Consider the following 24,755-nt stretch of genomic DNA (forward strand, 5'->3'; position numbering starts at 1 on the left):
CCAACCGACATAACTGCAGCTTGGAGGGCTGATGAATACTGTGCTGGATACCGTCGTGATCGGCGGCGGGGCCATGGGCTCTGCGGCCGCGTGGGCACTGTCCCGCCGCGGCCGGCAGGTGACGCTGGTGGAACAATTCGGCCCAGGCCACAAGATCGGCGCCTCCCACGGTGCCACCCGTAACCTCAACCCTGGCTACCACCAGCCCGACTACGTGGCCATGCTGGCAGAGGGGCTCGCCCTGTGGGACGAGCTGGAGCAGGACAGCGGCGTGCAGCTGCTTGCGCGCACCGGCGTGGCGGCCCATGGTCCCGGCGGCGACCTCCCCAAGGTTGCCGAGGCCCTCACCGAGGCCGGCATCCGCGCCGAATTCCTGGACCCTGCCGAGGCCGGCGGGCGCTGGCGCGGCATCCGCTTCGACCAGCAGGTCCTGCACATGCCCGACGGCGGCCAGCTCAACCCGGAGGCGGCGCTGCCCGCCTTCCAGCGTCTCGCCTCCGCCCGCGGCGCCGAGATCCGGCACCATACCAAGGTGGTGGACTTCGAGGTGTTCGACGACGGCGTGCGGCTGGGCCTTGAATCCGCTGCGGGCACGGAAGTGGTCACCGCAGCCCAGGCCGTGGTGACCGCCGGCGGCTGGACGGAAAAGCTGCTGGCCAGGGTTGCGGGCACGGGCGCCGCAGCGTTGCGGATCCCGAAGCTGAGGGTGACGCAGGAGCAGCCGGCGCATTTCCGGGTGGCGGACCCCGGCGCGGTGTGGCCCGGATTCAACCACTATCCCGGCCCGGATTACCAGGGCTGGTACTCCCCCGTGTACGGCATGCAGACCCCCGGCGAAGGCATCAAGGCCGGCTGGCACGGGGTGGGCCCGGTGGTGGACCCGGACCACCGCGATTTTCTGCCCGAACCAACGCAGCTGGCAGCGCTGCAGGAGTACGCACGGCAGTGGCTGCCCGGCGTGGACCCTGATTCGTTCGAGGCCATCAGCTGCACGTACACCACCACCCCGGACGAGGACTTCATTTTGGACCGGGTGGGGCCGGTGGTGATCGGCGCGGGCTTCTCCGGCCATGGCTTCAAGTTCACCCCGGTGGTGGGGCGGATCCTGGCCGACCTTGCCACCGGGACCCGGCCAGCGCCGTCGATCTTCCGGGCGTCCCGCTAGCGGCGCTGCCACCCAAGGCGGCCGGCGCCGCCGGGCTGGCGTGCCGGTCTGGCGGGATTCCCTAGTCCGGGCTGCCGTCCGCGTTGGTGGGCACTGGCTCCGCGTCGGAATTGCCGCTGTCCTCGGCCTTGACCGCCGGCATGGACAGCACCGCTGCCACCGTGAGGAGGCCGGCCACGAGCGCGGCCAGGAACACGGCACCCGAAGCGCTGATTACCGTGGCGGGGTCGGCGTCGCCACCACTGCTGCCGCCGTAAATGGAGTTGGCCACGGCGCCGAACACGGCCACGCCCAGGGCACTGCCGATGGACCGCGCGAACATGTTGGTGCTGGTCACCACGCCGCGTTCGTGCCAGGGAACGCTGGACTGGGCGGAAATCAGCGTGGGGGTGGCCAGCAGGCCCAGGCCAAGCCCGACGACGAAGCAGCTGACCGCGATCAGCGCCACGTTGGGCGAGGAGGCCGTCAGCGACAGGATCAGCAGGCCCGCCACGGAAATGGCGATGCCGATCAGGGCCGTGGATTTGAAGCCGATCCGCAGGTAGAACTTGCCGGCCTGCGAGGCACTCAGGGGCCAGCCGAGGGTCAGCGCGGCGAGCGCCAGGCCGGCCACCAGCGGCGAGGAGGACAGCGCACCCTCCAGGTAGGTGGGCACGTAGGAAGTCAGGCCGATCATGACGGACCCGACCCCGAAGGACACCAGGGTGGTGGTGGCAAGCAGGCGGCGCGACACCACCCAGGAAGGCAGGATGGGCTCCGCCGCACGCCGCTCCACCAGGAGGAACGCGACCAGCAGCACGGCACCCACCGCGAACACGCCAATGCTGATGGGCGAATTCCACGCCCACGCCTGGCCGCCCTGCAGCGCACCGAGGATGAGCAGGCCGAGCGATCCGGCCAGGAGGACGGCGCCGGCGTAGTCCACCTTGTGCCTCTTCCGTTCCACATTCTCGTGCAGGGTGCGGACCAGCATCCAGCCTGCCAGCAGGCAGAGCGGCACGTTGACCAGGAAGATGCCGCGCCAGATGCCGAGGGCGGAGAAGACGCCGCCCAGGCTGGGGCCCACCACGGACGAGATGGCCCAGACACTGGCCAGGTAGCCCTGGACCTTGGCACGCTCCTGCAGGGTGTAGATGTCCCCGGCGATGGTCACGGCCACGGGCAGCACCGCGCCGGCGCCGAGTCCCTGCAGGGCGCGGAAAGCGATCAGGGAGGGCATGCTCCACGCCACGCCGCAGAGCACCGAGCCCAGCAAGAACAGGCCGATGCCGGTGAGGATGATCGGTTTGCGGCCGGCCATGTCGGAGAGCTTGCCGTAGATGGGGACGGACACCGCCTGCGCCAGCAGGTATGCGGAGAAAAGCCATGGGAAGGATGCGAAGCCGCCCACGTCCCGGACGATCGACGGGACGGCCGTGGCCACGATGGTGGAGTCGATGGCCACGAGTCCCGTGGACAGCATCAGGGCGATGAGGATGGGCCCGCGGTCGGACCGGAACCCTACTCCCTGGGCGCGGGCGGTCGTCATCAGTCTCGTTTCAGTAAGGTGGATCCCTGTTACCTCCACTCTACGTACCCACGACGGGAGCCGACTATCTCCTGTCCTGGTGTTCGTCCAGCAGCCGGGCACAGCGGATGAAGCCCAGGTGTGAGTAGGCCTGCGGATGGTTGCCCAGGTGGGTCTCGGTGCCGGGGTCGTATTCCTCGGGGAGCAGCCCGGTGGGGCCGAAAAGGTTCACCAGCTGGTCAAACAGGTCCCAGGCTTCATCGATGCGGCCGACGGCCACGTACGCCTCGATCAGCCAGGTGGTGCAGATGTGGAACCCGCCCTCCAGGCCCGGCAGCCCGTCGTCGTACCTGTAGCGGAAGACCGTTGGACCCACCCGCAGCTCCCGCTCCACGGCGGTGACGGTGTCCAGGAAGCGCTGGTCCCTGACGTCCAGCAGGCCGGAGAGGCCGATGTGCAGGACGGCGGCATCCAGGTCCGGGCTGTCGTAGGCAACAGTGTAGGACTTCGCGGACTCGTCCCAGCCCTCCCGGAGCACTTCCGCACGGATCGTGGCTGCCGCCGGCGCCCAGGCCGGGTCCGGCTCCCGGCCGTGCCGCGCCGCGGTCCGCAGCGCGCGGTCCAGGGTCACCCAGCACATCACCTTTGAATACACGTGATGCCGTGCCGCCCGCCGGGCTTCCCAGATCCCGTGGTCCGGTTCATGCCAGCGGGCCAGGACCGCCGAGGCCATCTGGTTCATCAGCTCCCAGTGGTCGTCGGCGAGCGCGTCCTCGCGTTCACTCAGCGAGTGGATAAGTTCGGCCACCGGCCCAAAGACGTCCAGCTGGACCTGGTGATCCGCCGCATTGCCGATCCGCACCGGACGGGATCCCGCGTACCCCGGCAGGCTGTCCACCACAGCTTCCGTGGACAGCGGCGCGCCCGTAACCGAGTACAGGGGGTGCAGCCATTCGGGGCCCGGTGCGTGTTCGAGGATCCGGCCCAGCCAGCCCAGGAATCCGGCCGCCTCCGCCGTGGAGCCCAGGTCCACCAGCGCATTCACGGTCATGGAGGCATCCCGCAGCCAGCAGTACCGGTAGTCCCAGTTCCGTGTCCCGCCGATGCCCTCGGGCAGGGACGTGGTGGGTGCGGCGAGGACGGCGCCCGTGGGCTCGTGGACCAGGGCGCGGAGCACCAGGGCTGAACGCCGCACCAGGGAAGGCTTGACGGAGGGCAGGGCGAGGTCCTGCACCCACTGGCGCGATTGCAGGGCCACCCCGGCCCGGCGCTCCGTCTCACCGTCGGGATCCGCAGGCTGCGGATCGGTATCGCCACAGCGCAGGTTCAACACCACGGGGCCGTCCTGCAGGTTCACCGACGCCGTGGCCGTGGCGTGGATGCCGTCCGAGGCGATGCTGAAGCTCACCCCCGGCGCGAACAGGATGATGGGATCCGACGTCCCCACCACATGCAGTTCCTCTCCGCGCGATTCCATGCTGAACGGGGCGTTGGCATAGTCCGGCCTGGGCGCGAAGGTGATCCTCGCGGCGCCGTGGCCGGAGAGCACCCGCACCAGGCTGGTGATGCCGTCCGGGGCGGGCTCCAGGTAGTCGGTTACCGTCACGTCCGCCCACCGGGTTTCGACGATCATGGTGCTGTCCACATAGCGCTGGCCCAGCACCTGGGAGGCTTTGACCGGTTCCACGGAAAAGTGGCCGGCGGCGTCGCCGCCCAGGATATGGGCAAACAGGGATCCGGAGTCCGGCAGCGGGTGGCTCATCCAGCAGATCTTCGCGTCCGGGGTCAGCAGCGCGGTGGAGGAGCCGTTGCCGATCATCGAGTGCCGTTCCAGGCCGACGGCGTCCTCACCGAACAGCCAGGCCCGGCGCAGTTCGAAAAGGAGGGCCAGGACGCGGGCGAAGGCTTCGGGGTCGCGGACGCGGTGCGCGGCGGCGGTCTCACCGGGCCCGACCCGCAGTCCCAGGTCCGGACCGCGGAGGGTGGCGATGGCCAGTTCGTCGCTGTAGGCGTCACCGGCGAACATGGCGGCGCTGGCGCCGAGCCGGGAGCGGAGGCTTTCCAGTGCCTCCGCCTTGGACGGTTCCACCACGGAGAGGTCCAGCACGGACCCGTCCACGATGAAGAACAGGCCATGGAGGCGGGCGATTTCCCGGGCGGTTTCCGTGACCGATTCCACCACCTCCGGCGGCGCGGGCCGGGTGTGGACGGAAACGGCCACGGGCTTGCGTTCGATCCAGATGCCCTCCTGGAAGCCCACGGCCTCGTTGAGCGCGGCGTTGACCTTGAGCAGGACGGATTCGGTGGCCAGGCTCTGGGCATGTGCAAAGCCCATGTCCGTCTCCGCACCGTGCGACCCGATCAGGTGGACCTCCACGGGCAGCCGGGACACCGCCGCCAGGTCGCGCAGGGACCGGCCGGAAATAATCGCTGCATGCGTGTTCGGCAGGGCCGCCAGGGCGCGGAGGGCGATCGCCGCGTTGCCCAGGGGCAGGATCTCCGTGGAGATGCCCTCAGCCTCGCAGAGCGTCCCGCCGTAGTTGCAGGCCACCAGCAGGGACGGAACCCGGGCAAGCACCTTGAGTTCGGCCAGCAGCGCGGGGGTGAGCCCGTTGTCCGCGGCATCGGACTGGATGAAGGCGCGGAGCATGTCCAACGGGAGCGAGCGGGTGAGCAGCGCGGATTCCGCCACGCTTTGGTTCAACGGCGTAGGCATCCAGGTACCCCTTCAAGGCAGAACCAGGCCGGGAACTCAGCCGCTGGATCGCCTGCGGACTACCGGTTGGTGCCCCGCCCGGAAATCCCAGCAATCCCTGACGGGGCAGTACCCATCTTCAGCCGCGGGGGTTTCCCCGGGGAGTCGCTTTCATTGCGTCCGTGTAAAAGCAGCGGACAGGACCTTCGGGCATCGTGCCCGGCGAAACCTCAGGCGCCCACCCGGGCCAGTCCGGCGGCCTCGGCCAGCAGCTCGACGGAGCGCAGCCGCGCCTCGGTGCCGGTGCTCTGGTGCGCCACGATGAGTTCGTCGGCGTCGGCGTGCTTGCCGAAATCTGCCAGGTAGTCCACCACGGCGTCCGGGGTGCCCACGGCGGAGTAGCGCATCATCTGGGCCACATGCTGTCCTTGCGGGGAGTCCAGGACCATGTCCGCCTCGTCGTCGGTGAACTCCCGGCCGCCGCCGAAGAACAGCGAGACGCGGGCGCGCTTGGTGGCCTGGAACATGGCCTGGGCCTCGGCGGCGGAGTCGGCGGCGATCACGTTGACGCCGGCGATCACGTGCGGCGCGTCCAGCTGCGCGGAGGGCTTGAACTCGCGGCGGTAAATGGCCACGGCATCCCGCAGGGCGGCGGGGGCAAAATGCGAGGCAAAGGCGTACGGGAGGCCCAGCTGCGCGGCCAGGCGGGCGCCGAACAGGGAGGAGCCCAGGATGTACAGCGGGACGTTGGTTCCCTTGCCAGGGGTGGCTTCGACGCCCTGGATGCGGGTGGGGCCGGTCAGGTAGCCCTGCAGTTCCAGGACGTCCTGCGGGAAGCTGTCCGCGGACATCGGGTCCCGGCGCAGGGCGCGCATGGTGTTCTGGTCACTGCCCGGTGCCCGCCCCAGGCCCAGGTCGATCCGGCCGGGGTGAAGGGTTTCCAGGGTTCCGAACTGCTCCGCGATGGTCAGCGGCGAGTGGTTGGGCAGCATGATGCCGCCGGCGCCCAGCCGGATGCTTTCGGTGTGGGCGGCCACGTGCGCGATCAGCACGCTGGTGGCGGAGGAGGCGATGGAGGACATGTTGTGGTGCTCCGCGTACCAGACCCGCCGGTATCCGAGCTTCTCCGCGCTCTGCGCCATGGCCACGCTGCCCGCGAAGCTCTCCGCCGCCGTCTGGCCTTTGCCGATGGTTGCCAGGTCAAGGATGGAGAGGGGAAGAGTCACGTCAGGTGCCGGCCTTTCAAAAAAAGTTTCGTGGGGCGTGCCCCCGGATGGCGGCGGGCACTTGATGCATAACGACGGCGGGCCCCGGCTTATTTCTGTGAGTTGCGGAATACTCAGCACGCTGATGATGTTGCCGCCCCTATGAGCCAAGATTCAACGAAGCAGCTGGAACTGTCCGCAACGATCGACCTCAAGGACCTGGGAACCGTGCACCGGCTCGGGTTTGGCGCCATGCGCATCGTCGGCGACGGGGTGTGGGGTGAGCCCGCAGACCGCGCCGCCGCCGTGGCCGTGGTGCGCCGCGCCGTCGAGCTCGGCGTGGATTTCATCGACACCGCCGACTCCTACGGCCCCAACATCAGCGAGGAAATCATCGCGGAGGCCCTGCACCCGTACAAGGAGGGCCTGAAGGTGGCCACCAAGGTGGGCTTCACCCGCACCGGGCCCAACAAGTGGATCCCGGTGGGGCGTCCTGAATACTTGCGCCAGCAGACGGAACTGAGCCTGCGGAAGCTGAAGGTGGACACCCTGGACCTGCTGCAGCTGCACAGGATCGACCCCGAGGTGGACGCCGAGGAGCAGTTCGGTGTGCTGCGTGAGCTCCAGGACGAGGGCAAGGTCCGCGCCCTGGGCCTGTCGCAGGTGAGCGTGGCGGAGCTGGAGGCAGCCGGAAAGCACTTCACCGTCTCCACGGTCCAGAACCGCTACAACCTGACCGACCGGTCCTCGGAGGACGTGCTGCGGTACTCGGAGGAGAACGGCATCGGATTCATCCCGTGGGCGCCGATCTCCGCCGGCGAGCTCGCCAAGCCGGGCGGACCGCTCGATGAAGCCGCCAAGCGCCTCGGCGCCACCACCTCCCAGGTGGCCCTCGCCTGGCTGCTGCGCCGCTCCCCGGTGATGATGCCCATCCCCGGCACCGGTTCCGTGCCCCACCTCGAAGAAAACCTGGCCGCCGCCGGCCTCACGCTCGACGACGAGACGTACGCCGGGCTCGAAGCCGCCGGCAAGTAGAAACCCAACGACAGGAGAAACACCATGGCAAACATCCTGATGGTCGTCTCGGCCGCCGATTCCCTCACCATGAAGGACGGCAGCGAACACCCCACCGGCTACTGGGCGGAGGAGCTGGTGGTCTCCCACCAGACCCTCACCGAGGCCGGCAACACAGTCCACATCGCCACCCCCGGCGGCAGGAAGCCCACGGTGGACCAGGTGAGCCTGGCCCCCGAATCGGCCGGCGGCGAGGACCGTGCGCAGGGCTTCCGCGACTACCTGGCCAAGATCGACGGCGAGCTGGCGCACCCGCTGGTCCTCGCCGACGTCGACGTCAACGGCTATGACGCCGTGGTGATGCCCGGCGGCCACGGCCCCATGGCCGACCTGTTCAAGGACGCGGACCTGGGCCGCCTGCTGGTGGCAGCCAACAAGGACGGGAAGGTCATTGCGCCGTTCTGCCACGGTCCGGCCGGGCTGCTCAGTGCAACGGACGACGACGGCGGGTTCGCTTTCAAGGGCAGGCGCCTGACGGTCTTCACCAACGAGGAAGAACTCGGCGGCGGAACGGGCGAGAACACCCCGTGGCTGGTGGAGGACGCGCTCAAGGACAAGGGCGCCGTGGTGGAGAACGGGGCCGCCTGGTCCTCCAACGTGGTGCGCGACGGCAACCTCATCACCGGGCAGAACCCGCAGTCCAGCGAGGCAGTAGCCAAGGAAGTCCTGGCCGCGCTCAGCTAGGGCCCGGCTGGCAGCGCAGTGCAAGGGGGGACCGGTTCGCCGGTCCCCCTTTTGCGTGCCACGGGAGCTTGTAAGGTGCGTGCCGCGGCGCCGGGAGCGGCCCGGAATGTGACCGCCGCGGTCCTCCGGTTAACCGCCGTTACTCCCTGTATCTCCCGGTTTCGCGGGCTTTGATTCCCCCACCGGGGCTGCCGGATAGTTGCTGCAACGCGCACTCCCGCCGCATCTTTCGGCCCCTTCCAGGAGGAACCATGCCCATCAAAACCAAGCCTGCCGCCGTCGCGGCCCTTGCCGTCTCGGCCCTGCTGGGGCTGTCCGCCTGCGCCGATCCGGGCGCCTCGGCGGCGACAGCACCGTCGTCGTCATCAACCACCAGCGCCGCGGGCAGGACCTTCAACCTGTCACCGCAGCAGGACCGCTTTCCGGTGACCAAGGACGCCGCGGCAGCTGCCCTGGTCCCGGAGGCCATCAAGGCCGACGGCAAGCTGACCGTGGTGACCACGGGCGGCGCGGCGCCGTTGAGCCTGTTCGCCACGGACAACAAGACCCTGATCGGCAGCGAGGTGGACATCGCCTACGCCGTGGGCGGGGCCCTGGGACTGGACGTCGAGGTCCTGCCCGTCGCCTGGGCGGACTGGCCGCTGGGCATCGAATCGTCCAAGTACGAGGCCGTGCTGTCCAACGTGACCGTCACCGAGGCGCGCAAGGAAAAGTTCGACTTCGCCACCTACCGCAACGACCTCCTGGGCTTCTACGCCAAGAGCGACTCCGGCATCGGGGAGGTCAAGGAAGCCAAGGACGTGGCGGGCAAGCGGATCATCGTGGGCTCGGGCACCAACCAGGAAGCGATCCTGGTGCGCTGGGACGAGGAGAACAAGAAGAACGGCCTGGCGCCGGTCCAGTTCCAGTATTACGACGACGATTCCGCCTCAAGCCTGGCCCTCCAGTCCGGACGTGCGGACCTGACCTTCGGACCCAACGCCGCCGCGGCGTACAAGTCCGCGCAGGACGGCAAGACCAAGCAGGTGGGCACGCTGAACGGCGGCTGGCCTCTGACCGCGCAGATCGCCTTCACCACCAAGAAGGGCAACGGCCTGGCGGTTGCCGCGCAGGCCGCGCTGAACCACCTGATTGACGACGGCACCTACGCCAGGATCCTGGACCGCTGGGGCCTCTCTTCCGAGGCCATCCAGAAGTCCGAACTGAACCCGGCGGGCCTGCCCAAGAAGTAGGCGGCCCGCCGACGAATGGATCCCCGCCGGGTTGTGAGCATGCCGCTTGCTCCCGGCGGGGATTCTTCTGTTTTGGCGGGTATCCGGGAAAGTGCGCTCCGCGCCGGGAGGCAATAGTCTGGCCAGATGGGGACGAATGCCGTGAACTCCGGCGAACAGGTGGACAGGCAATCGCGCATCCTCGAGGCGGCGATGGACCTGCTGTCCCGTCATGGCATCGCCGGGGTGAGCATGCGGTCCGTGGCCCGCGAAGCAGGCGTGGCGCTGGGCCTGGTGAACTATTACTACGATGACAAGACCACGCTGATCCGGGCTGCCCTGCGGCGCGTGGACGAGCACGACCTCCTGCTGGTCGCGCCGGACCCGTCGCTGCCCCCGGACGAGCAACTCCGCAAGGCGCTGCGGCGGGTGGCGGCCAAGGATTTGCTGACCACCCGCTACCTGTCCCTCCGCCTGCACCTGTGGGCCCTGGCCCAGGCCGACGAGGACTACGCCCAGATCAACGCAGTGGCCTTTGACCGTTACATCGACGGCGTCGCCGCGCTGGTGTCCGCCGCCCAGCCCGCACTGTCCTGGGAGGCCTGCAGGGACCGGGCGGCGGACATCGTGGTGATCCAGAACGGCGTGTGGCTGACGGCGCTGCTCGGCGTCGACACGGCCGCCATCCAGCGGAGCATCGAGCGGACGGAGCAGATCGCGTTCGCTCCCGTCCACGACGGAAGCACGGGCAGCGCGGAACTCCGCCCGCACTGAACGACCGGCCGCCGTCACGCCGGCAGCCCCTCAGTAACATTGAACGAGCGTTCAAAAAAGTATTGAACACTCGTTCAAGGTGCATTACTGTCCTTCCTATGACTTACGCCACACCAGCGCGGGAAGCCGCCCAGAGCACTGCACCCGAGGCAGCAGCCACCCTGTTCATCAACGGCGCGTGGGAGCCGGCCGCGTCCGGCGCTGTCCGTGAAATCCGCAACCCGGCCGACGGCGAACTGGTCGCCACGGTCTCCGAGGCCGGCCGGGAAGACGCCGAACGGGCCATTGCCGCGGCCCGCGCTGCGTTCGATGCCGGCGTTTGGTCCTCGGTTCCGGCCCCGGAGCGCGGGACCTTCCTGTTGAAGGTGGCCGCCGGGCTCCGTGAACGCCGGGAAAAATTCGCCCGCGCCGAGTCCCTGGACACCGGCAAGCGGATGGTCGAAAGCCGGATCGACATGGACGACGTCGCCGCCTGCTTCGAGTACTTTGGCAGGCTGGCCGGGCAGCAGGCGGGCCGGATTGTCGACGCCGGGGATGCCGCCGTGGTCAGCAGGATCGCTTACGAACCCGTGGGCGTCTGCGGCCTCATCACCCCGTGGAACTACCCCCTGCTCCAGGCGGCGTGGAAGATCGCGCCCGCGCTGGCGGCCGGGTGCACGTTCGTCCTCAAACCCTCCGAGCTGACCCCGTCCACCGCCATCCTGGCAATGCAGCTGCTGCAGGACCTTGGCCTGCCGGACGGCGTCGCCAACCTCGTCACCGGGGCAGGCGCTGAGGCAGGCGCACCGCTCTCGGAACATCCCGACGTCGACCTCGTCTCCTTCACCGGCGGCCTGGAAACGGGCAAGCTGATCGCGGCGGCGGCCGCGGGCACCGTCAAGAAGGTGGCCCTGGAGCTGGGCGGCAAGAACCCCAACGTCATTTTCGCGGACGCCGACTTTGACGCCGCCGTGGACAATGCCCTGAACGGCGCCTTCGTCCACTCCGGGCAGGTCTGCTCCGCCGGGGCGCGGCTGGTGGTGGAGGAATCCATCGCAGAACGCTTCGTGGACGAGCTGGTCCGCCGCGCCCGGGAGATCCGGCTGGGCGGCCCGTTCGACGACGACGCCGAGACCGGCCCCTTGATCTCCGCCGCCCACCGGGACAAAGTCAGCGCCTACGTCCAGCGCGGTGTCCAGGAAGGCGCACGGCTCCGGACCGGCGGCGAGGCACCTTCCGGAGGGAAGTACGACGCCGGGTTCTACTACCAGCCCACCATCCTGGACCAAGTGAAGCGCGGCATGTCCGTGGTCACCGACGAGGCATTCGGCCCGGTGGTCACGGTCGAAACGTTCCGCACCGAAGACGAGGCCGTGGCCACCGCCAACGACACCATCTACGGGCTGGCCGGCGCGGTGTGGACCCAGGACGCCGGCAAAGCGCAGCGGGTGGCGTCCCGTCTGCGGCACGGCACCATCTGGATCAACGACTACCACCCCTATCTCCCGCAGGCCGAGTGGGGCGGCTTCGGCCAGTCCGGCGTCGGCCGCGAGCTGGGCCCCACCGGCCTCGCCGAGTACCAGGAAGCCAAGCACATCTACCAGAACACCAGCCCCCAGGTCACCGGCTGGTTCGCTGACCACGGCAAGGAGAACTAGATGCACTACGACAACATCGAGGACCTCACCGACCGCGGGTTCGACTACGTCGTCATCGGCGGCGGATCCGCCGGTGCCGCCGTCGCCGCCCGGCTGAGCGAGGATCCGGAGGTGACCGTGGCCCTCGTCGAAGCCGGCCCGGATGACCGCAATATCCCGGAGATCCTGCAGCTGGACCGGTGGATGGAACTGCTCGAATCCGGCTACGACTGGGACTACCCCATCGAACCGCAGGAAAACGGCAACTCCTTCATGCGCCATGCCCGCGCAAAAGTGATGGGCGGCTGTTCCAGCCACAACTCCTGCATCGCCTTCTGGGCGCCGCGCGAGGACCTGGACGAGTGGGAAGCCAAGTACGGCGCCACCGGCTGGAACGCCGACGCAGCCTGGCCGCTGTACCAGCGGCTGGAGACCAACGAGGACGCCGGCCCGGACGCACCGCACCACGGCGACTCCGGCCCCGTGCACCTGATGAACGTTCCCCCGGCGGATCCTGCCGGCGTCGCGCTTTTGGACGCCTGTGAGCAGGCCGGCATCCCCCGCGCGAAGTTCAACACGGGCACCACCGTGGTCGACGGAGCGGGTTTCTTCCAGATCAACCGGCGCGCGGACGGCACCCGTTCCTCCAGCTCCGTCTCCTACATCCACCCCATCATCGACCGGCCCAACTTCACCCTGCTGACCGGCCTGCGCGCCCGCCAGCTGGTGTTCGACGCGGACAAGCGCTGCACCGGCGTGGACGTGGTGGACGGGGCGTTCGGCCGCACCCACCGGCTCAACGCCCACCGTGAGGTCATCCTGTCCACCGGCGCCATCGACTCACCCAAACTGCTGATGCTCTCCGGCATCGGCCCGGCAGCGCACCTGGCCCAGCACGGCATCGAAGTGCTGGTGGACTCCCCCGGCGTCGGCGAGAACCTGCAGGACCACCCGGAAGGCGTGGTGCAGTTCGAGGCCAGGCAGCCCATGGTGCAGACCTCCACGCAGTGGTGGGAGATCGGCATCTTCACCCCCACCGAAGGCGGCCTGGACCGCCCCGACCTGATGATGCACTACGGGTCGGTTCCGTTCGACATGAACACGCTGCGGCACGGCTACCCCACCACGGAAAACGGCTTCAGCCTCACCCCCAACGTCACCCACGCACGCTCCCGCGGCACCGTCCGGCTGCGCAGCCGCGACTTCCGCGACAAGCCCATGGTGGACCCGCGCTACTTCACCGATCCGGAAGGCCACGACATGCGCGTCATGGTGGCCGGCATCCGCAAGGCCCGCGACATCGCCGCCCAGCCCGCCATGGCGGAGTGGACCGGCCGCGAACTCTCGCCCGGCATCGAGGCGCAGACGGACGAGGAGCTGCAGGACTACATCCGCAAGACCCACAACACCGTGTACCACCCGGTGGGCACCGTCCGTATGGGCGCAGCCGACGACGACATGTCGCCGCTGGACCCCGAGCTGCGGGTCAAGGGCGTCACAGGCCTCCGCGTCGCCGACGCGTCCGTCATGCCCGAACACGTCACCGTCAACCCCAACATCACCGTGATGATGATCGGCGAGCGCTGCGCCGATCTGATCCGGGCCGCCCAAACGGCCGCGGACCGCACGGCCGAAGAGGCCATGGAAGAGAAGGAGCTCACCACGTCCCTCGCCTGAGCGGCAGGACCTCAGGGGGCCGTCTCCCCAACGGCAACGGCCCCCGCCAACGTCATTCCGCCGCACCCCAGGGCGGCCGGTCCAATCGTGCTTTCTGATCCAGGAGTCCATAGTGGAACCCAGCAAGAGTATTGATTCAAGCGGCATGGACGAATTCGGCTACACCCAGACCCTTGACCGGAGCATCGGCAAATTTGCCAGCTTCGCCGCAGGTGTCAGCTACATCTCCATCCTCACCGGTGTTTTCCAACTGTTCTATTTCGGTTTTTCCATGGCCGGCCCGGCGTACGCCTGGTCCTGGCCCATCGTGTTCGTCGGCCAGCTGATGGTGGCCCTGTGCTTCGCCGAACTGGCCGGCCGCTACCCGGTGGCCGGTTCCGTGTACAACTGGGCCAAGCGGCTCGCGTCGGGGACCTCGTCCTGGCTGGCCGGCTGGCTGCTGCTGCTCTCCTCCATCATGGCCTTGGGCTCGGTGGCGCTGGCCCTGCAGATCACGCTGCCGCAGCTCTGGTCCGGCTTCCAGTTCGTCGGTGACGGCACCGGCCCGTACGACTTCGCCATGAACGGCGTGGTGCTGGCCACCATCATGATCACCATCTCCACCCTGATCAACGCGTTCGGAGTGAAGCTGATGACCCGGATCAACAGCATCGGCGTGTTCGTGGAGCTGGTCGCGGCCGTGCTGCTGATCCTGGCCCTGGGCTGGCATGTGGTGCGCGGCCCTGAGGTTTTCTTCCAGACCAACGGCTTCGGCGAAGGCCACGACCTTGGCTTCTTCGGCGTCTTCCTGATCGGCGCCATGGCCTCCGGCTACGTCATGTACGGCTTCGACACCGCCAGCTCCCTCGGCGAGGAAACCAAGGACCCCAAGAAGACCGCTCCCAAGGCCATCCTGCGCGCCGTCACAGCATCGTTCCTGCTGGGCGGCGGGATCCTGCTGTTCGGCATCCTGGCCGCACCAGACCTCACCGACCCGCAGGTGGGGTCTCCCGACGGCGGCCTGCAGCACATCGTGCTCTCCGTCCTGGGCGGCCCGTTCGGCAAGGCCTTCCTGGCCTGCATCGTGGTGGCCGTGGTGGTGTGCACCCTGGCCGTCCACGCCGCCGCCATCCGGATGATGTTCGCCATGGCGCGGGACAACAACCTGCCGTTCAGCCGGCAGCTCAGCAAGGTGGATCCCGTCCGCAGGACCCCCACGGTCGCGGCGATCGTCATTGGCGTCCTGGCCGTCCTGCCGCTTCTGGTCAACGTCACGCAGCCGGCCATCTTCACCATCCTGTCCAGCATCAGCATCGTCCTGATCTACCTCTCCTACCTCCTGGTGACGGTTCCCCTGCTCCGCAAACGGTTCCTGAAGAAATGGCCGCTGGCCGAGGACGGTTCCGAGCCAGGGTTCTGCCTGGGCAAGTGGGGGGTTCCGGTGAACATCCTGGCGGTCCTGTGGGGTGCCGCCATGACAGTGAACCTGGTGTGGCCGCGCCCGGAGATCTACAACTCGGTGCCGCCGTTCGAGTGGTACCTGCAGTGGGGCGGCGTGATCTTCGTGGCCGCGGTGGTGGTTGGCGGGACCCTGCTCTACCGGCTGAAGATCCGCCACCAGACCGGGGTGCTGGCCGAGCATGCTGCGTCCGTTGCCGCCCATCCGTCGTCCAATGACCCGCGGTACGACGCGCCGGAGGACGCGGTGCCGGCCAACGCGGTCCTGGCAACCGAAAGCTGACAGCACTGAAACAGAACGGCCGACGACGGCGCCCACCCGGGTGCCGTCGTCGGCCGTTGCGCGGGGCCGGGTGCGCGCCGGGCCGAGACGTTGCGTCACACAAGGCGACCGCCTCCGGTTCCCGGCCCGGCACGCCCTACCCTTGACAGGTGACATTGACTAAGACCCGCACCGCCGCCGCGAGCTCCCTCGCCGCCGCCGGCCTCCTGCTGACCCTTGCCGCCTGCTCCACGCCGGCCGCCACCCAGTCCGCTCCCTCCGCATCCGCTTCCACCTCGGCATCGGCCAGCGCCTCTGCCTCCGCCGGGCCCTGCACCGGGGTGAAGGTAGTGGTGGATTCCGCCTCCCTGAAGCAGTCCGCCGCCGACACCTCCGCCTGCGTGCCCGCGGACGGACCCACTCCGGCATCGGACGTGCTGGCCAAGGCCAACGTGAAGATCGAGGGCACCGCCAAGTACCCCACGAGTTTCGCGTGCCGCGTCAACGGCGTGCCCGCTGCGGACTTCGACATCAAGCACAAGGGCGGCAGCACCCGCGAAGCGTGCGATGACAAAAACACGGTCTCTTATTGGGCCCTCTGGGTGAAGCCCGCCGCCGGCGCATGGGCCTACGCGCAGGAAGGCCTGGACACCCTCAAGCTCAGCCCCGGCGAGAGCCTTGAACTGCTCTACACCGTGGACAACGAACCGGCTGCACCCGCGGCATGACCTTCCGGCCCGCGCCGTTGCGCGCAGCAGCGGTTCTCGCTGCTGTGTTCATTGCGGCGCGGGTTCTCTACCGGGTCCTCTTTAACGGGGCGGGTATTGGGGAGCCGCTCCTGCTGGCCCTGCCGCCGCTGCGGCTTCCGGCTCCGTACGCCCACGTGGTGTTCCTGGGCCCGGTCACCGCCCCGGGGCTGTGGGCGGCGGTCCTGTCCGCACTGCCCATTGCCGGGCTGATCCTGGGCTTCGGCCTGCTCAATGCGTGGGTGGATGTGTCCCGCGGATTCGTCCGGCTGGCCCGGGGCGGCCCGTTGCAGGGCGTGGCCCGGATGCTGGTGGTGGCGTGGGCGGCGCTTCCGGCACTTGCCGACGCCGCGGGGTCCGTGCGCCTGGCGTTCCGGTTGCGTGGCGAACGTTTCGGGCCGCGGGCCTTGGTGCCCGTCCTGGAGCGCACCCTCGAACATGCCGGCCGGGTTGCGGCGGCCCTGGAGCTGCGCGGCTTCGCGGGCCGGCCCGTACCGCCACCGGCCTCCGGAAGCGACGCGCCGCTGGTGGTCCGGGACGCGCTGTTCCGGGTGGGCGGGGCGCAGGTGCACGCGGCCGGGTTCGCACCGGCCGGCGGGTCCCTCACGGTGATCACCGGGCCGACGGGGGCCGGCAAGTCCACGTTCCTGCGCGGCATCGCGGGGTTGCTCTCCCACGTCGACGGCGGGGACATCTCCGGCGTGGTGCAGGTGGCCGGCGTTGACCGCGCTGCCGTACCGCCGCGGGACACCGCGCGCCTGATCGGCGTGGTCCTGCAGAATCCCCGCGCCGCCTTTGCCAGCACACGGGTCCGGGACGAGATTGGCCTGGCCCTGGAGCTGCGTGGCGTGGGCCGGCCGGCCGCCAAAGCCCGGGTGCTGGAGGTGGCGGAGCGGGTTGGGGTTTCGGCGCTGCTGGATCGGGATCCCAGCACCCTCTCGGCGGGTGAGGCAACGCTGGTGGCCATCGCGGCCGCCGTCGTGGACCATCCCGTCCTGCTCCTGGTGGACGAGCCGCTGGCCGACCTGGATTCCACCGCCAGGGCACGCGTGACCGCCGTGCTCGGCAGCCTTGCGCACCACTCCGGGGTGTGCGTGATCGTGGCGGAGCACCGTGCGGAAGCGCTGGTCCCCGTCGCCGATTCCTGGTGGACCCTTGAGGGCGGCGCGCTGGTGGCGGGTACGGCCCCAACGCCCGCGCCCCCGCGTCCCCTTGTTGGTCCAGCCACGGCGCCGCCGGCCTCCGCGCCCGTGCTGGCGGCCGTAAACCTGGCCGTGCACCGCGGTGGCACGCCCGTGGTGCGGGAGGCTTCCCTGGCCCTGCACCCCGGCGAGATTGTGGCGCTGGTGGGCCCGAACGGTGCCGGGAAGTCCTCCCTCCTGGTGGCGCTGGCCCTCGGTGAGGGGACCAGCGGTGCCAGGACGGACGACGGCGGCCGGGTGGCGTTGGTGCCGGACGCCTCGGACGACCTCTTCACCAGGGACACCGTCGCCGCCGAGTTGCGGGCGGCGGAGAGGCGCCTGGCGCGGGGAAAGCCGGGCCAGCCTGCGGAGCCCGGCTTTGCGGCGTCCCGGCTGGCCCTCCTGCGGGGCAACGCCAGCATGCCGATCGGACATGAGCATCCCCGGGACCTGTCCGCCGGCGAGCGCAGGATCCTTGCCATGACGTTGCAGACCATGGACCGGCCGCAGGTGCTCCTGATTGACGAGCCCACCCGTGGGCTGGATCCCGCGGCGCGGACGGCGGTGGCGGCGGCGTTGCGGGCGGCCGCGGATGACGGCGCCGCGGTCCTGTTCGCCACCCACGATCTCGAGTTTGCGCACCGGCTTGGGGCCCGGGTCCTGCCGATGCGGGACGGGGTGGCGCCGGCCGCCGTGACAGCCGTGACAACAGAAGCTGCCGTTCCCGCGGCACTACCCGTGGCCTCGGCCCGGGCCGCCGGGCGCCGGCCTGACCTGCCTGCCGCGAAGCCGGGCCGCCGCCCTCGAATGCCGCGGGGCGCCGAGCTGGCCGTCCTGGCGGCAGCAAACCTGCTGGCGTTGGCGGCGTTCTGCTGGCCGCTGCTGGCCGCGGCACTGCCGCAGGATGCCGCTGCGGCCACCCCGTACGCTGCCCTGGCCATCGCACCCCTGGCGGCGGCCGCCGTCGTGGTGTCCCTGGACGGCTCGGTCCGCTCGGCACACACCGTGGCGCTGCTCGGCGTCCTCGCCGCGGTAGGTTCCGCGGTCCGGGTGGCGAGTACCGGCGTCGGCGGCGTGGAGGCCGTGTTCATCCTGCTGGTCCTGGCGGGCCGGGCGTTCGGTCCGCGGTTTGGCCTGCTCCTCGGCGCCGCCACCATCGCCGTCTCCAGCGTGCTGTGGGGCGGAATCGGGCCGTGGACACCGTTCCAGATGTTCGCCTGCGCCTGGGTGGGTGCGGGAGCCGGGCTGCTCCCCCGCCGGGTGCGCGGCAGGGCAGAGCTGTGGATGCTTGCCGGGTACGGCGTGGTGGCGTCCTATGTGTTCGGCCTGCTGCTCAACCTGTGGTTCTGGCCCTTCGCCGTGGGCAGCGGCACCGGGATTTCCTATGTTCCGGGCGCACCGCTGGGCACCAACCTCAGCAGCTTCCTGCTCTACTCACTGCTGACGTCGACGGCGGGCTGGGACACCCTGCGCGCCGTCACCACGGTCATCGGCATCGCCGTGGTGGGGCGCGCCGTCCTGGTCTCGCTCCGCCGGGTGAAGCCGGTGGCCGGCGCCGCTTCCGGCGCGGACGGCCGGGCCGCCAGTGTGCCGTCACCGCAGGTGCGGGACCGGCGCCAGCTCACACCGTGACGCAGACAGGTTGCCTCCAGCCAACGAATTTGTGACACTGTTGTCCTCTGTTCCCCAGTGTTAGGCAATGTTTTGACGGGCATTTCAGGTTTCGCGACGCAGTCCGCGCGCTGACACTTCCCTGATGCCCCAAGGGCCCGCAAGTTCAGCGCTTCACCCGCTGAAACCACCCGGAGCCCGATGCCGATCCACGGCTTTCCTTCCCCTGCACTGATTTCCTGCCCCGCAGCATACGCCCGCCCATTCCCCGGGCCGCCGTGGCCGCCCACCGCCACGTCCCGTCCGCCCTAGGACCCGCTCCTTTCGGACCTGACCTTGGCGAACCGCGGCCCAGCCGCCCAACATCCTTTTTTGGGAGCACCATGCCTGCAACAAAAAATCCATCCATCGTCCTCACGGACGTGCATTTCCGGTGGCCGGACGGCTCGCCGGCGTTGTCCGGGATCTCCGGGAGCTTCGGGCCCGGAAAAACCGGGCTCGTCGGAACGAATGGCTCCGGGAAGTCAACGCTGCTGCGACTCGTGGCCGGGACCCTCACACCGACGGCCGGCGGCATCAGCACGGGAGCCGACGTCGGCTACCTTCCACAGACCCTGACGCTGCACGACGATGCCACCCTGATGGAGCTGCTCGGGATCAAGGACAAAGTCCGCGCCCTGCGGGCTATCGAATCCGGCGACGCGGCGGTGGAGCACTTCGATGTGCTGGGCGACGACTGGGACATCGAGGCCCGTGCGGACGAGGCGCTGGAGGGAATCGGCCTGACCGGCGTCGGACTGGACCGGCGCGTGGGCGAACTGTCCGGCGGGGAAGCCATGCTGGCCGCCATCTCCGGGCTCCGGATCCGGCGCACCCCCATCACCTTGCTGGACGAACCGACGAACAACCTGGACCGCCGGGCACGCTCCGCGCTCGGAGGGATGCTGGCTGACTGGCCGGGCAGCCTGGTGGTGGTCAGCCACGATCTGGCACTGCTGGAACTCATGGACAGCACGGCCGAACTGTACGAGGGAGGGCTCACGGTGTTCGGCGGCCCCTACAGCGAGTGGCAGGCGTACCTGGACAGCCAGCAAGCCGCAGCCGCACAGGCAACCCGGGCCGCTGAACAACTGGTGAAGAAGGAAAAACGGCAAAAGCAGGAGGCGGAATCGAAGCTCGCCCAACGGGCCAGGACGGGCCAGGCCAGCTACGACAATAAGAAGGGATCCAAGATCCTGATGAACCAGCGGGCCTCTGATGCCCAGGTCTCAGCCGGACGAATGCGTTCCGGCATGGACGCCAAAGTGCAGGCCGCGCAAGCGGCCCTGGACGCCGCTGCGTCAAGGGTGCGGGACCAGGAGTGGATATCCCTGAACCTTCCCGACCCGGACGTTCCGCGCGGCCGGCGGATCGCGGAACTGCGGGGCACCAACCGCTCCTTCGTGGTGCAGGGCCCGGAGAAGGTGGCCATCACCGGACCCAACGGCGCCGGCAAGACCACACTGCTGGAACGCTTGATGGGCGGTGTCCCGTGCATGGAGGGCCAAGCCGGTGGAAGCCTGCTGACGGACCGCGCCGGCTACCTGCGTCAACGGCTCGACGGGCTGCGGGAAGAGGCCACAACCCTCGAAAACGTGCAGGACGCCGCGCCGGACGTGCCTGCGGGCGATATCCGCAACCAGCTGGCCCGGTTCCTCCTCCGCGGCGACAGCGTGAACCGGCCGGTGCACACGCTCTCGGGCGGTGAGCGGTTCAGGGTTTCCCTGGCCCGGCTGCTTTTCGCCGACCCGCCGCCTCAAGTCCTGATCCTGGATGAGCCAACCAACAACCTGGACATCCGGAGCGTTGACCAGCTGGTGGAGTCGCTCGGGGACTACGGCGGCGCCGTCATCGTGGTCAGCCACGATGACGCCTTCCTGGACCGGCTGGACCTGGACCTCATCCTCGGCATGGGACCAGACGGGTCGTTGACGGAGCTGGCCTCGCTGCCTGGCGCGGAATGATAAGAGCCCGGCGCCGCTTCCGGCGCGGACGGCCGGGCCGGCGCCAGCTCACACCTTGAAGTACTTGGCTTCCGGGTGGTGGAACACGAACGCGTCGGTGGACTGTTCCGGGTGCAGCATGAGCTCATCGCTCAGGACCACGCCCATACGCTCGGGCTTCAACAACTCGGTGACCTTGCGGCGGTCCTCCATGTCCGGGCAAGCGGGGTAGCCCAGCGAGAACCGGGCGCCGCGGTAGTCGAGCTTGAAATACCCGGCCGTGTCCTTGGGTTCCTCGGCCGCGAAGCCGAGCTCTTTGCGGATCCGGGCGTGCCAGAACTCGGCCAGCGCCTCGGTCAGCTGCATGACCAGTCCGTTGAGCTCGTAGTAGTCGCGGTACTGGTTGGCCGCGAACATCTTGGACGTGAACTCTTCGATCTTGGAGCCGGCGGTGACCAACTGCACGGGCAGTACGTCGATCTGTCCCGATTCGCGGGACTTCACGAAGTCGGCCAGGCACAGGTGCCGGTCGCGGCGCTGGCGCGGGAAATCGAACCGCAGGCGGTCGGTGCCGATGGGACCGCCTGAACCACCGTCGGGGGCGAGCAGGCCCGCTTGGCCCAGGACGCCGTCGGGATCCTCGCCGTGGTGCAGCACCACCACCTGTTCGCCTTCGGAGACCACGGGGAAATAGCCGTAGGCCACGGACGCGTCCAGCATGCCCTCGCCCAGGATGCGGTCCAGCCAGTAGCGCAGGCGCGGCCGGCCTTCGCGTTCCACCAGTTCTTCGTAGGAGGCGCCGTCCTCGCCGCGGCCGGGCTTGAGGCCCCACTGCCCCATGAAGGTGGCACGCTCGTCGAGGAAGGCGGAGTAGTCGTGCAGCGAGACGCCGCGGACGATCCGGGTGCCCCAGAACGGCGGCGCGGGGACGGGGTTGTCGGTGGCGACGTCGGACCGGCCGGGCATGGCCTCGGGCTCGGTGATGGTGAACTTCGGGCCGCCCTTGTGGATGCGCTTCTTCAGCGGCGGCAGGCCCACGGAGTCCGGGTCCTCGCCGCGGGCCACGCGGACCAGCGGTTCCATGAGGGCAAGCCCCTCGAAGGCATCCTTGGCGTACCTGACGGTGCCCTCGAACTGTTCGGCCAGGTCCTGCTCCACGTAGGCGCGGGTCAAAGCGGCGCCGCCCAGGATGACCGGCCACTTCTTGGCCAGGCCGCGGGTCTGCAGTTCGGCGAGATTTTCCTTCATCACCACGGTGGATTTCACCAGCAGCCCGGACATGCCGATCACGTCGGCGTCGTGTTCCTCCGCGGCGGCGATGATCTCGGCAATGCCCTGCTTGATGCCGATGTTGACTACCTTGTAGCCGTTGTTGGTGAGGATGATGTCCACCAGGTTCTTGCCGATGTCGTGCACGTCGCCGCGGACGGTCGCGATCACCATGGTGCCCTTGCCGGAGGAGTCGGCCTTTTCCATGTGCGGCTCAAGGAGCGCCACGGCGTTCTTCATGACCTCGGCGGACTGCAGCACGAACGGCAGCTGCATTTCGCCGGCACCGAAGCGTTCGCCCACCACTTTCATGCCCTCAAGCAGGTGGTCGTTGATGATGCCGAGCGGGGTCATGCCTTCGCTGCGGGCCAGGTCCAGGTCCTCTTCCAGGCCCTTGCCTTCGCCGTCGATGATGCGCCGTTCCAGGCGGGCGCCGGTGGGCAGGGCGGCGAGTTCGGCGGCGCGCTGGTCCTTGAGCGCTGCGGTGTCGACGCCGGCGAAGAGGTCCAGCATGCTGGCGAGGGGGTCGTAGGTGGTGTTGCCGTCGGCGTCGTATTCGCGGCGGTCGTAGACGAGGTCCAGGGCCACCTTGCGCTGCTCTTCCGGGAGGGAGGCGAGCGGGACGATTTTGGCGGCGTCGATGATGCCGCTGGTCAGGCCGGCCTGGACGGCTTCGTGCAGGAACACGGAGTTCAGGACCATGCGGGCGGCCGGGTTGAGGCCGAAGGAGACGTTGGAGACGCCGAGCGTGGTGTTGATGCCGGGGTATTTGGCGGTGATCTGGCGGATGGCCTCGATGGTTTCGATGCCGTCGCGGCGGGTTTCCTCCTGGCCGGTGGCCACGGGGAAGGTGAGGCAGTCGACGATGATGTCCTCCACCCGCATGCCCCATTCGCCCACCAGGGCGTCCACCAGGCGGGAGGCGATGGCCACCTTGCCCTCAGTGGTGCGGGCCTGGCCCTCTTCGTTGATGGTCAGGGCTATCACGGCCGTGCCGTGTTCCTTGACCAGCGGCATGATGCGGGCGAAGCGGCTGTTGGGGCCGTCGCCGTCCTCGTAGTTGACGGAATTGACCACCGGGCGGCCGCCGATGAGTTCCAGGCCTGCCTGCAGGACTGGCGGTTCGGTGGAGTCGATGACCAGCGGGAGGGTGGAGGCGGAGGCGAAGCGGGAGACGACCTCTTTGATGTCGGCGACGCCGTCGCGGCCCACGTAGTCCACGCAGACGTCCAGGAGGTGGGCGCCGACGCGGATCTGCTCGCGGGCGATGTCCACGCAGTCGTCCCAGCGTTCTTCAAGCATGGCCTGGCGGAAAGCCTTGGAGCCGTTGGCATTGGTGCGTTCGCCGATGGCCAGGTAGGCGGATTCCTGGTCGAAGTTCACGTGCTGGTAGAGGGAGGCGACGCCGGCCTCGCGCTCGGTGGGGATTCGCGCCGGTGCGTTGCTTGCCTTGGCATCCACGGCTTTGGTGCGGAAGGGGGCAAGGCGTTCGACGACGGCGGCCATGTGCTCCGGCGTCGTACCGCAACACCCGCCCACCAGGCCCAGGCCGAATTCGCGCACGAATTGTTCGTGCGCGGTGGCGAGTTCGGTGGGGGTGAGCGGGTAGTGCGCGCCGTTGGCGCCGAGGATGGGCAGGCCGGCGTTGGGCATGCAGGCGATGGCCACGGAGGACTGCTTGGAGAGGTGGCGGAGGTGCTCGCTCATCTCGTCCGGGCCGGTGGCGCAGTTCAGGCCGATGGCGTCGACGCCGAGCGGCTCCAGGGCAGTGAGCGCGGCGCCAATTTCGGAGCCCATGAGCATGGTTCCGGTGGTCTCGACCGTCACCTCGACGAAGATGGGGAGCCGGACGCCTTTGGCGACGATGGCCTGTTTGCAGCCGTTGACGGCGGCTTTGGTCTGCAGGAGGTCCTGGCTGGTTTCGATGAGGAAGGCGTCCGCGCCGCCGTCGATCAGGCCCTCGGCCTGCAGGGCGAAGGTCTGCTTGAGGTAGTCGTAGCTGGTGTGGCCCAGGCTGGGGAGCTTGGTGCCGGGGCCCATGGAGCCGAGGACCCAGCGCATGCGGCCGTCTGTTTCTTCCGCGGCTTCGGCGCGTTCGCGGGCGATCTCCGCACCCTTTCGGGCGAGCTCCTCGATCCGGTCGTCGATGCCGTAGTCGGAGAGGTTGGACCAGTTGGCGCCGAAGGTGTTGGTTTCGACGGCGTCGATGCCGGTGGCGAAGTAGGCGTCGTGGATGTCCGCGATGACGTCCGGGCGGGTGTCGTTGAGGATCTCGTTGCAGCCCTCGAGGTTTTGGAAGTCCGTTTCGAGCTGCAGGTCCCGGCCCTGAAGCATGGTGCCCATGGCGCCGTCGGCAATGACCACCCGGTGGTTCACGGCGTCCAGGAGCTCCTGGGAACGGGCGGGGCGGGGGACGGACTCGATGTCCAGTGCGAAACGAGGCATTCAATCAGGTTACGTGTGGGGGCGCCAACGTTGCGCTGTGTGTCCGGATGCTACGGCGGGCCGTTCTTTGACTGGGCTTCTCGGACATTGTTACCACCGACCGCTCTGCATCCACCGCAGGCTTCCGTCGCTGATGATTAAGAACGAGGCCGCTTGGGGAGCCCACAGCCTCAAAATCGCAAAGGAGCCGCTTCGTAAAAGTTAGCGCGCTATG

Annotated in this window: 15 protein-coding genes; 11 read left to right on the forward strand and 4 right to left on the reverse strand. The window is 68.9% G+C overall.

All coding sequences use genetic code 11. The features are described from left to right. Positions 1–31: 31 nt before the first annotated feature. A complete protein-coding gene (locus tag AC4EEV_RS09905; RefSeq protein ID WP_347887141.1) occupies positions 32–1,165 on the forward strand; it encodes an FAD-dependent oxidoreductase in 1,134 nt (377 codons plus the stop codon). 61 nt (positions 1,166–1,226) lie between these two features. Here AC4EEV_RS09905 and AC4EEV_RS09910 read toward each other — a convergent pair whose 3' ends face one another. The 3 genes from AC4EEV_RS09910 to AC4EEV_RS09920 all read right to left on the reverse strand — a co-directional run bounded on the left by AC4EEV_RS09910 (position 1,227) and on the right by AC4EEV_RS09920 (position 6,593). Further along, a complete protein-coding gene (locus tag AC4EEV_RS09910) occupies positions 1,227–2,693 on the reverse strand; it encodes an MFS transporter (RefSeq protein WP_347887140.1) in 1,467 nt (488 codons plus the stop codon). Positions 2,694–2,757: 64 nt separating this feature from the next. Then, on the reverse strand, positions 2,758–5,388 hold the full coding sequence (locus AC4EEV_RS09915) for a trehalase-like domain-containing protein (RefSeq protein ID WP_491330797.1): 2,631 nt from the start codon (positions 5,386–5,388) through the stop codon (positions 2,758–2,760). A gap of 209 nt (positions 5,389–5,597) precedes the next feature. Further along, positions 5,598–6,593, reverse strand: a complete 996-nt coding sequence (locus AC4EEV_RS09920; RefSeq protein WP_018760701.1) for an LLM class flavin-dependent oxidoreductase — start codon at positions 6,591–6,593, stop codon at positions 5,598–5,600. Positions 6,594–6,734: 141 nt separating this feature from the next. On the opposite strand from AC4EEV_RS09920, the gene AC4EEV_RS09925 reads away from it, so the two are divergent. From AC4EEV_RS09925 to AC4EEV_RS09970, 10 genes are all read left to right on the forward strand, one after another. Next, the gene (locus AC4EEV_RS09925) at positions 6,735–7,607 is read left to right on the forward strand and encodes an aldo/keto reductase (RefSeq protein WP_491330798.1); all 873 of its coding nucleotides are present in this window, start codon (positions 6,735–6,737) and stop codon (positions 7,605–7,607) included. 24 nt (positions 7,608–7,631) lie between these two features. Continuing rightward, entirely contained in the window at positions 7,632–8,330 is a 699-nt protein-coding gene (locus tag AC4EEV_RS09930; protein WP_491330799.1) for a type 1 glutamine amidotransferase domain-containing protein, read from the forward strand. 251 nt (positions 8,331–8,581) lie between these two features. Then, positions 8,582–9,562 carry an ABC transporter substrate-binding protein gene (locus AC4EEV_RS09935; protein ID WP_491330800.1) on the forward strand — a complete coding sequence of 327 codons (981 nt, stop codon included), beginning with the start codon at positions 8,582–8,584 and terminating at the stop codon, positions 9,560–9,562. Positions 9,563–9,688: 126 nt separating this feature from the next. Continuing rightward, positions 9,689–10,315: a TetR/AcrR family transcriptional regulator gene (locus tag AC4EEV_RS09940; RefSeq protein WP_109045490.1), complete on the forward strand. Its 627-nt coding sequence runs from the start codon at positions 9,689–9,691 to the stop codon at positions 10,313–10,315. 98 nt (positions 10,316–10,413) lie between these two features. After that, complete coding sequence (locus AC4EEV_RS09945) at positions 10,414–11,952, forward strand: aldehyde dehydrogenase family protein (protein ID WP_491330801.1); 1,539 nt, start codon at positions 10,414–10,416, stop codon at positions 11,950–11,952. After that, positions 11,953–13,608 (forward strand): GMC family oxidoreductase, encoded by a 1,656-nt coding sequence (locus tag AC4EEV_RS09950; protein ID WP_491330802.1) that lies wholly within the window; start codon positions 11,953–11,955, stop codon positions 13,606–13,608. 145 nt (positions 13,609–13,753) lie between these two features. Continuing rightward, a complete protein-coding gene (locus AC4EEV_RS09955) occupies positions 13,754–15,328 on the forward strand; it encodes an APC family permease (protein ID WP_491330869.1) in 1,575 nt (524 codons plus the stop codon). 149 nt (positions 15,329–15,477) lie between these two features. Continuing rightward, the gene (locus AC4EEV_RS09960; RefSeq protein WP_051083402.1) at positions 15,478–16,035 is read left to right on the forward strand and encodes a hypothetical protein; all 558 of its coding nucleotides are present in this window, start codon (positions 15,478–15,480) and stop codon (positions 16,033–16,035) included. Beyond that, the gene (locus AC4EEV_RS09965) at positions 16,032–18,866 is read left to right on the forward strand and encodes an ATP-binding cassette domain-containing protein (RefSeq protein ID WP_491330803.1); all 2,835 of its coding nucleotides are present in this window, start codon (positions 16,032–16,034) and stop codon (positions 18,864–18,866) included. The genes AC4EEV_RS09960 and AC4EEV_RS09965 overlap by 4 nt, the downstream gene beginning before the upstream one ends. A gap of 362 nt (positions 18,867–19,228) precedes the next feature. Next, positions 19,229–20,848 (forward strand): ABC-F family ATP-binding cassette domain-containing protein, encoded by a 1,620-nt coding sequence (locus AC4EEV_RS09970; RefSeq protein ID WP_491330804.1) that lies wholly within the window; start codon positions 19,229–19,231, stop codon positions 20,846–20,848. 48 nt (positions 20,849–20,896) lie between these two features. Here AC4EEV_RS09970 and metH read toward each other — a convergent pair whose 3' ends face one another. Then, a complete protein-coding gene (gene metH, locus AC4EEV_RS09975; RefSeq protein ID WP_491330805.1) occupies positions 20,897–24,541 on the reverse strand; it encodes a methionine synthase in 3,645 nt (1,214 codons plus the stop codon). Positions 24,542–24,755 lie beyond the last annotated feature (214 nt).

Source organism: Pseudarthrobacter sp. MOO14 (genome assembly GCF_058267675.1).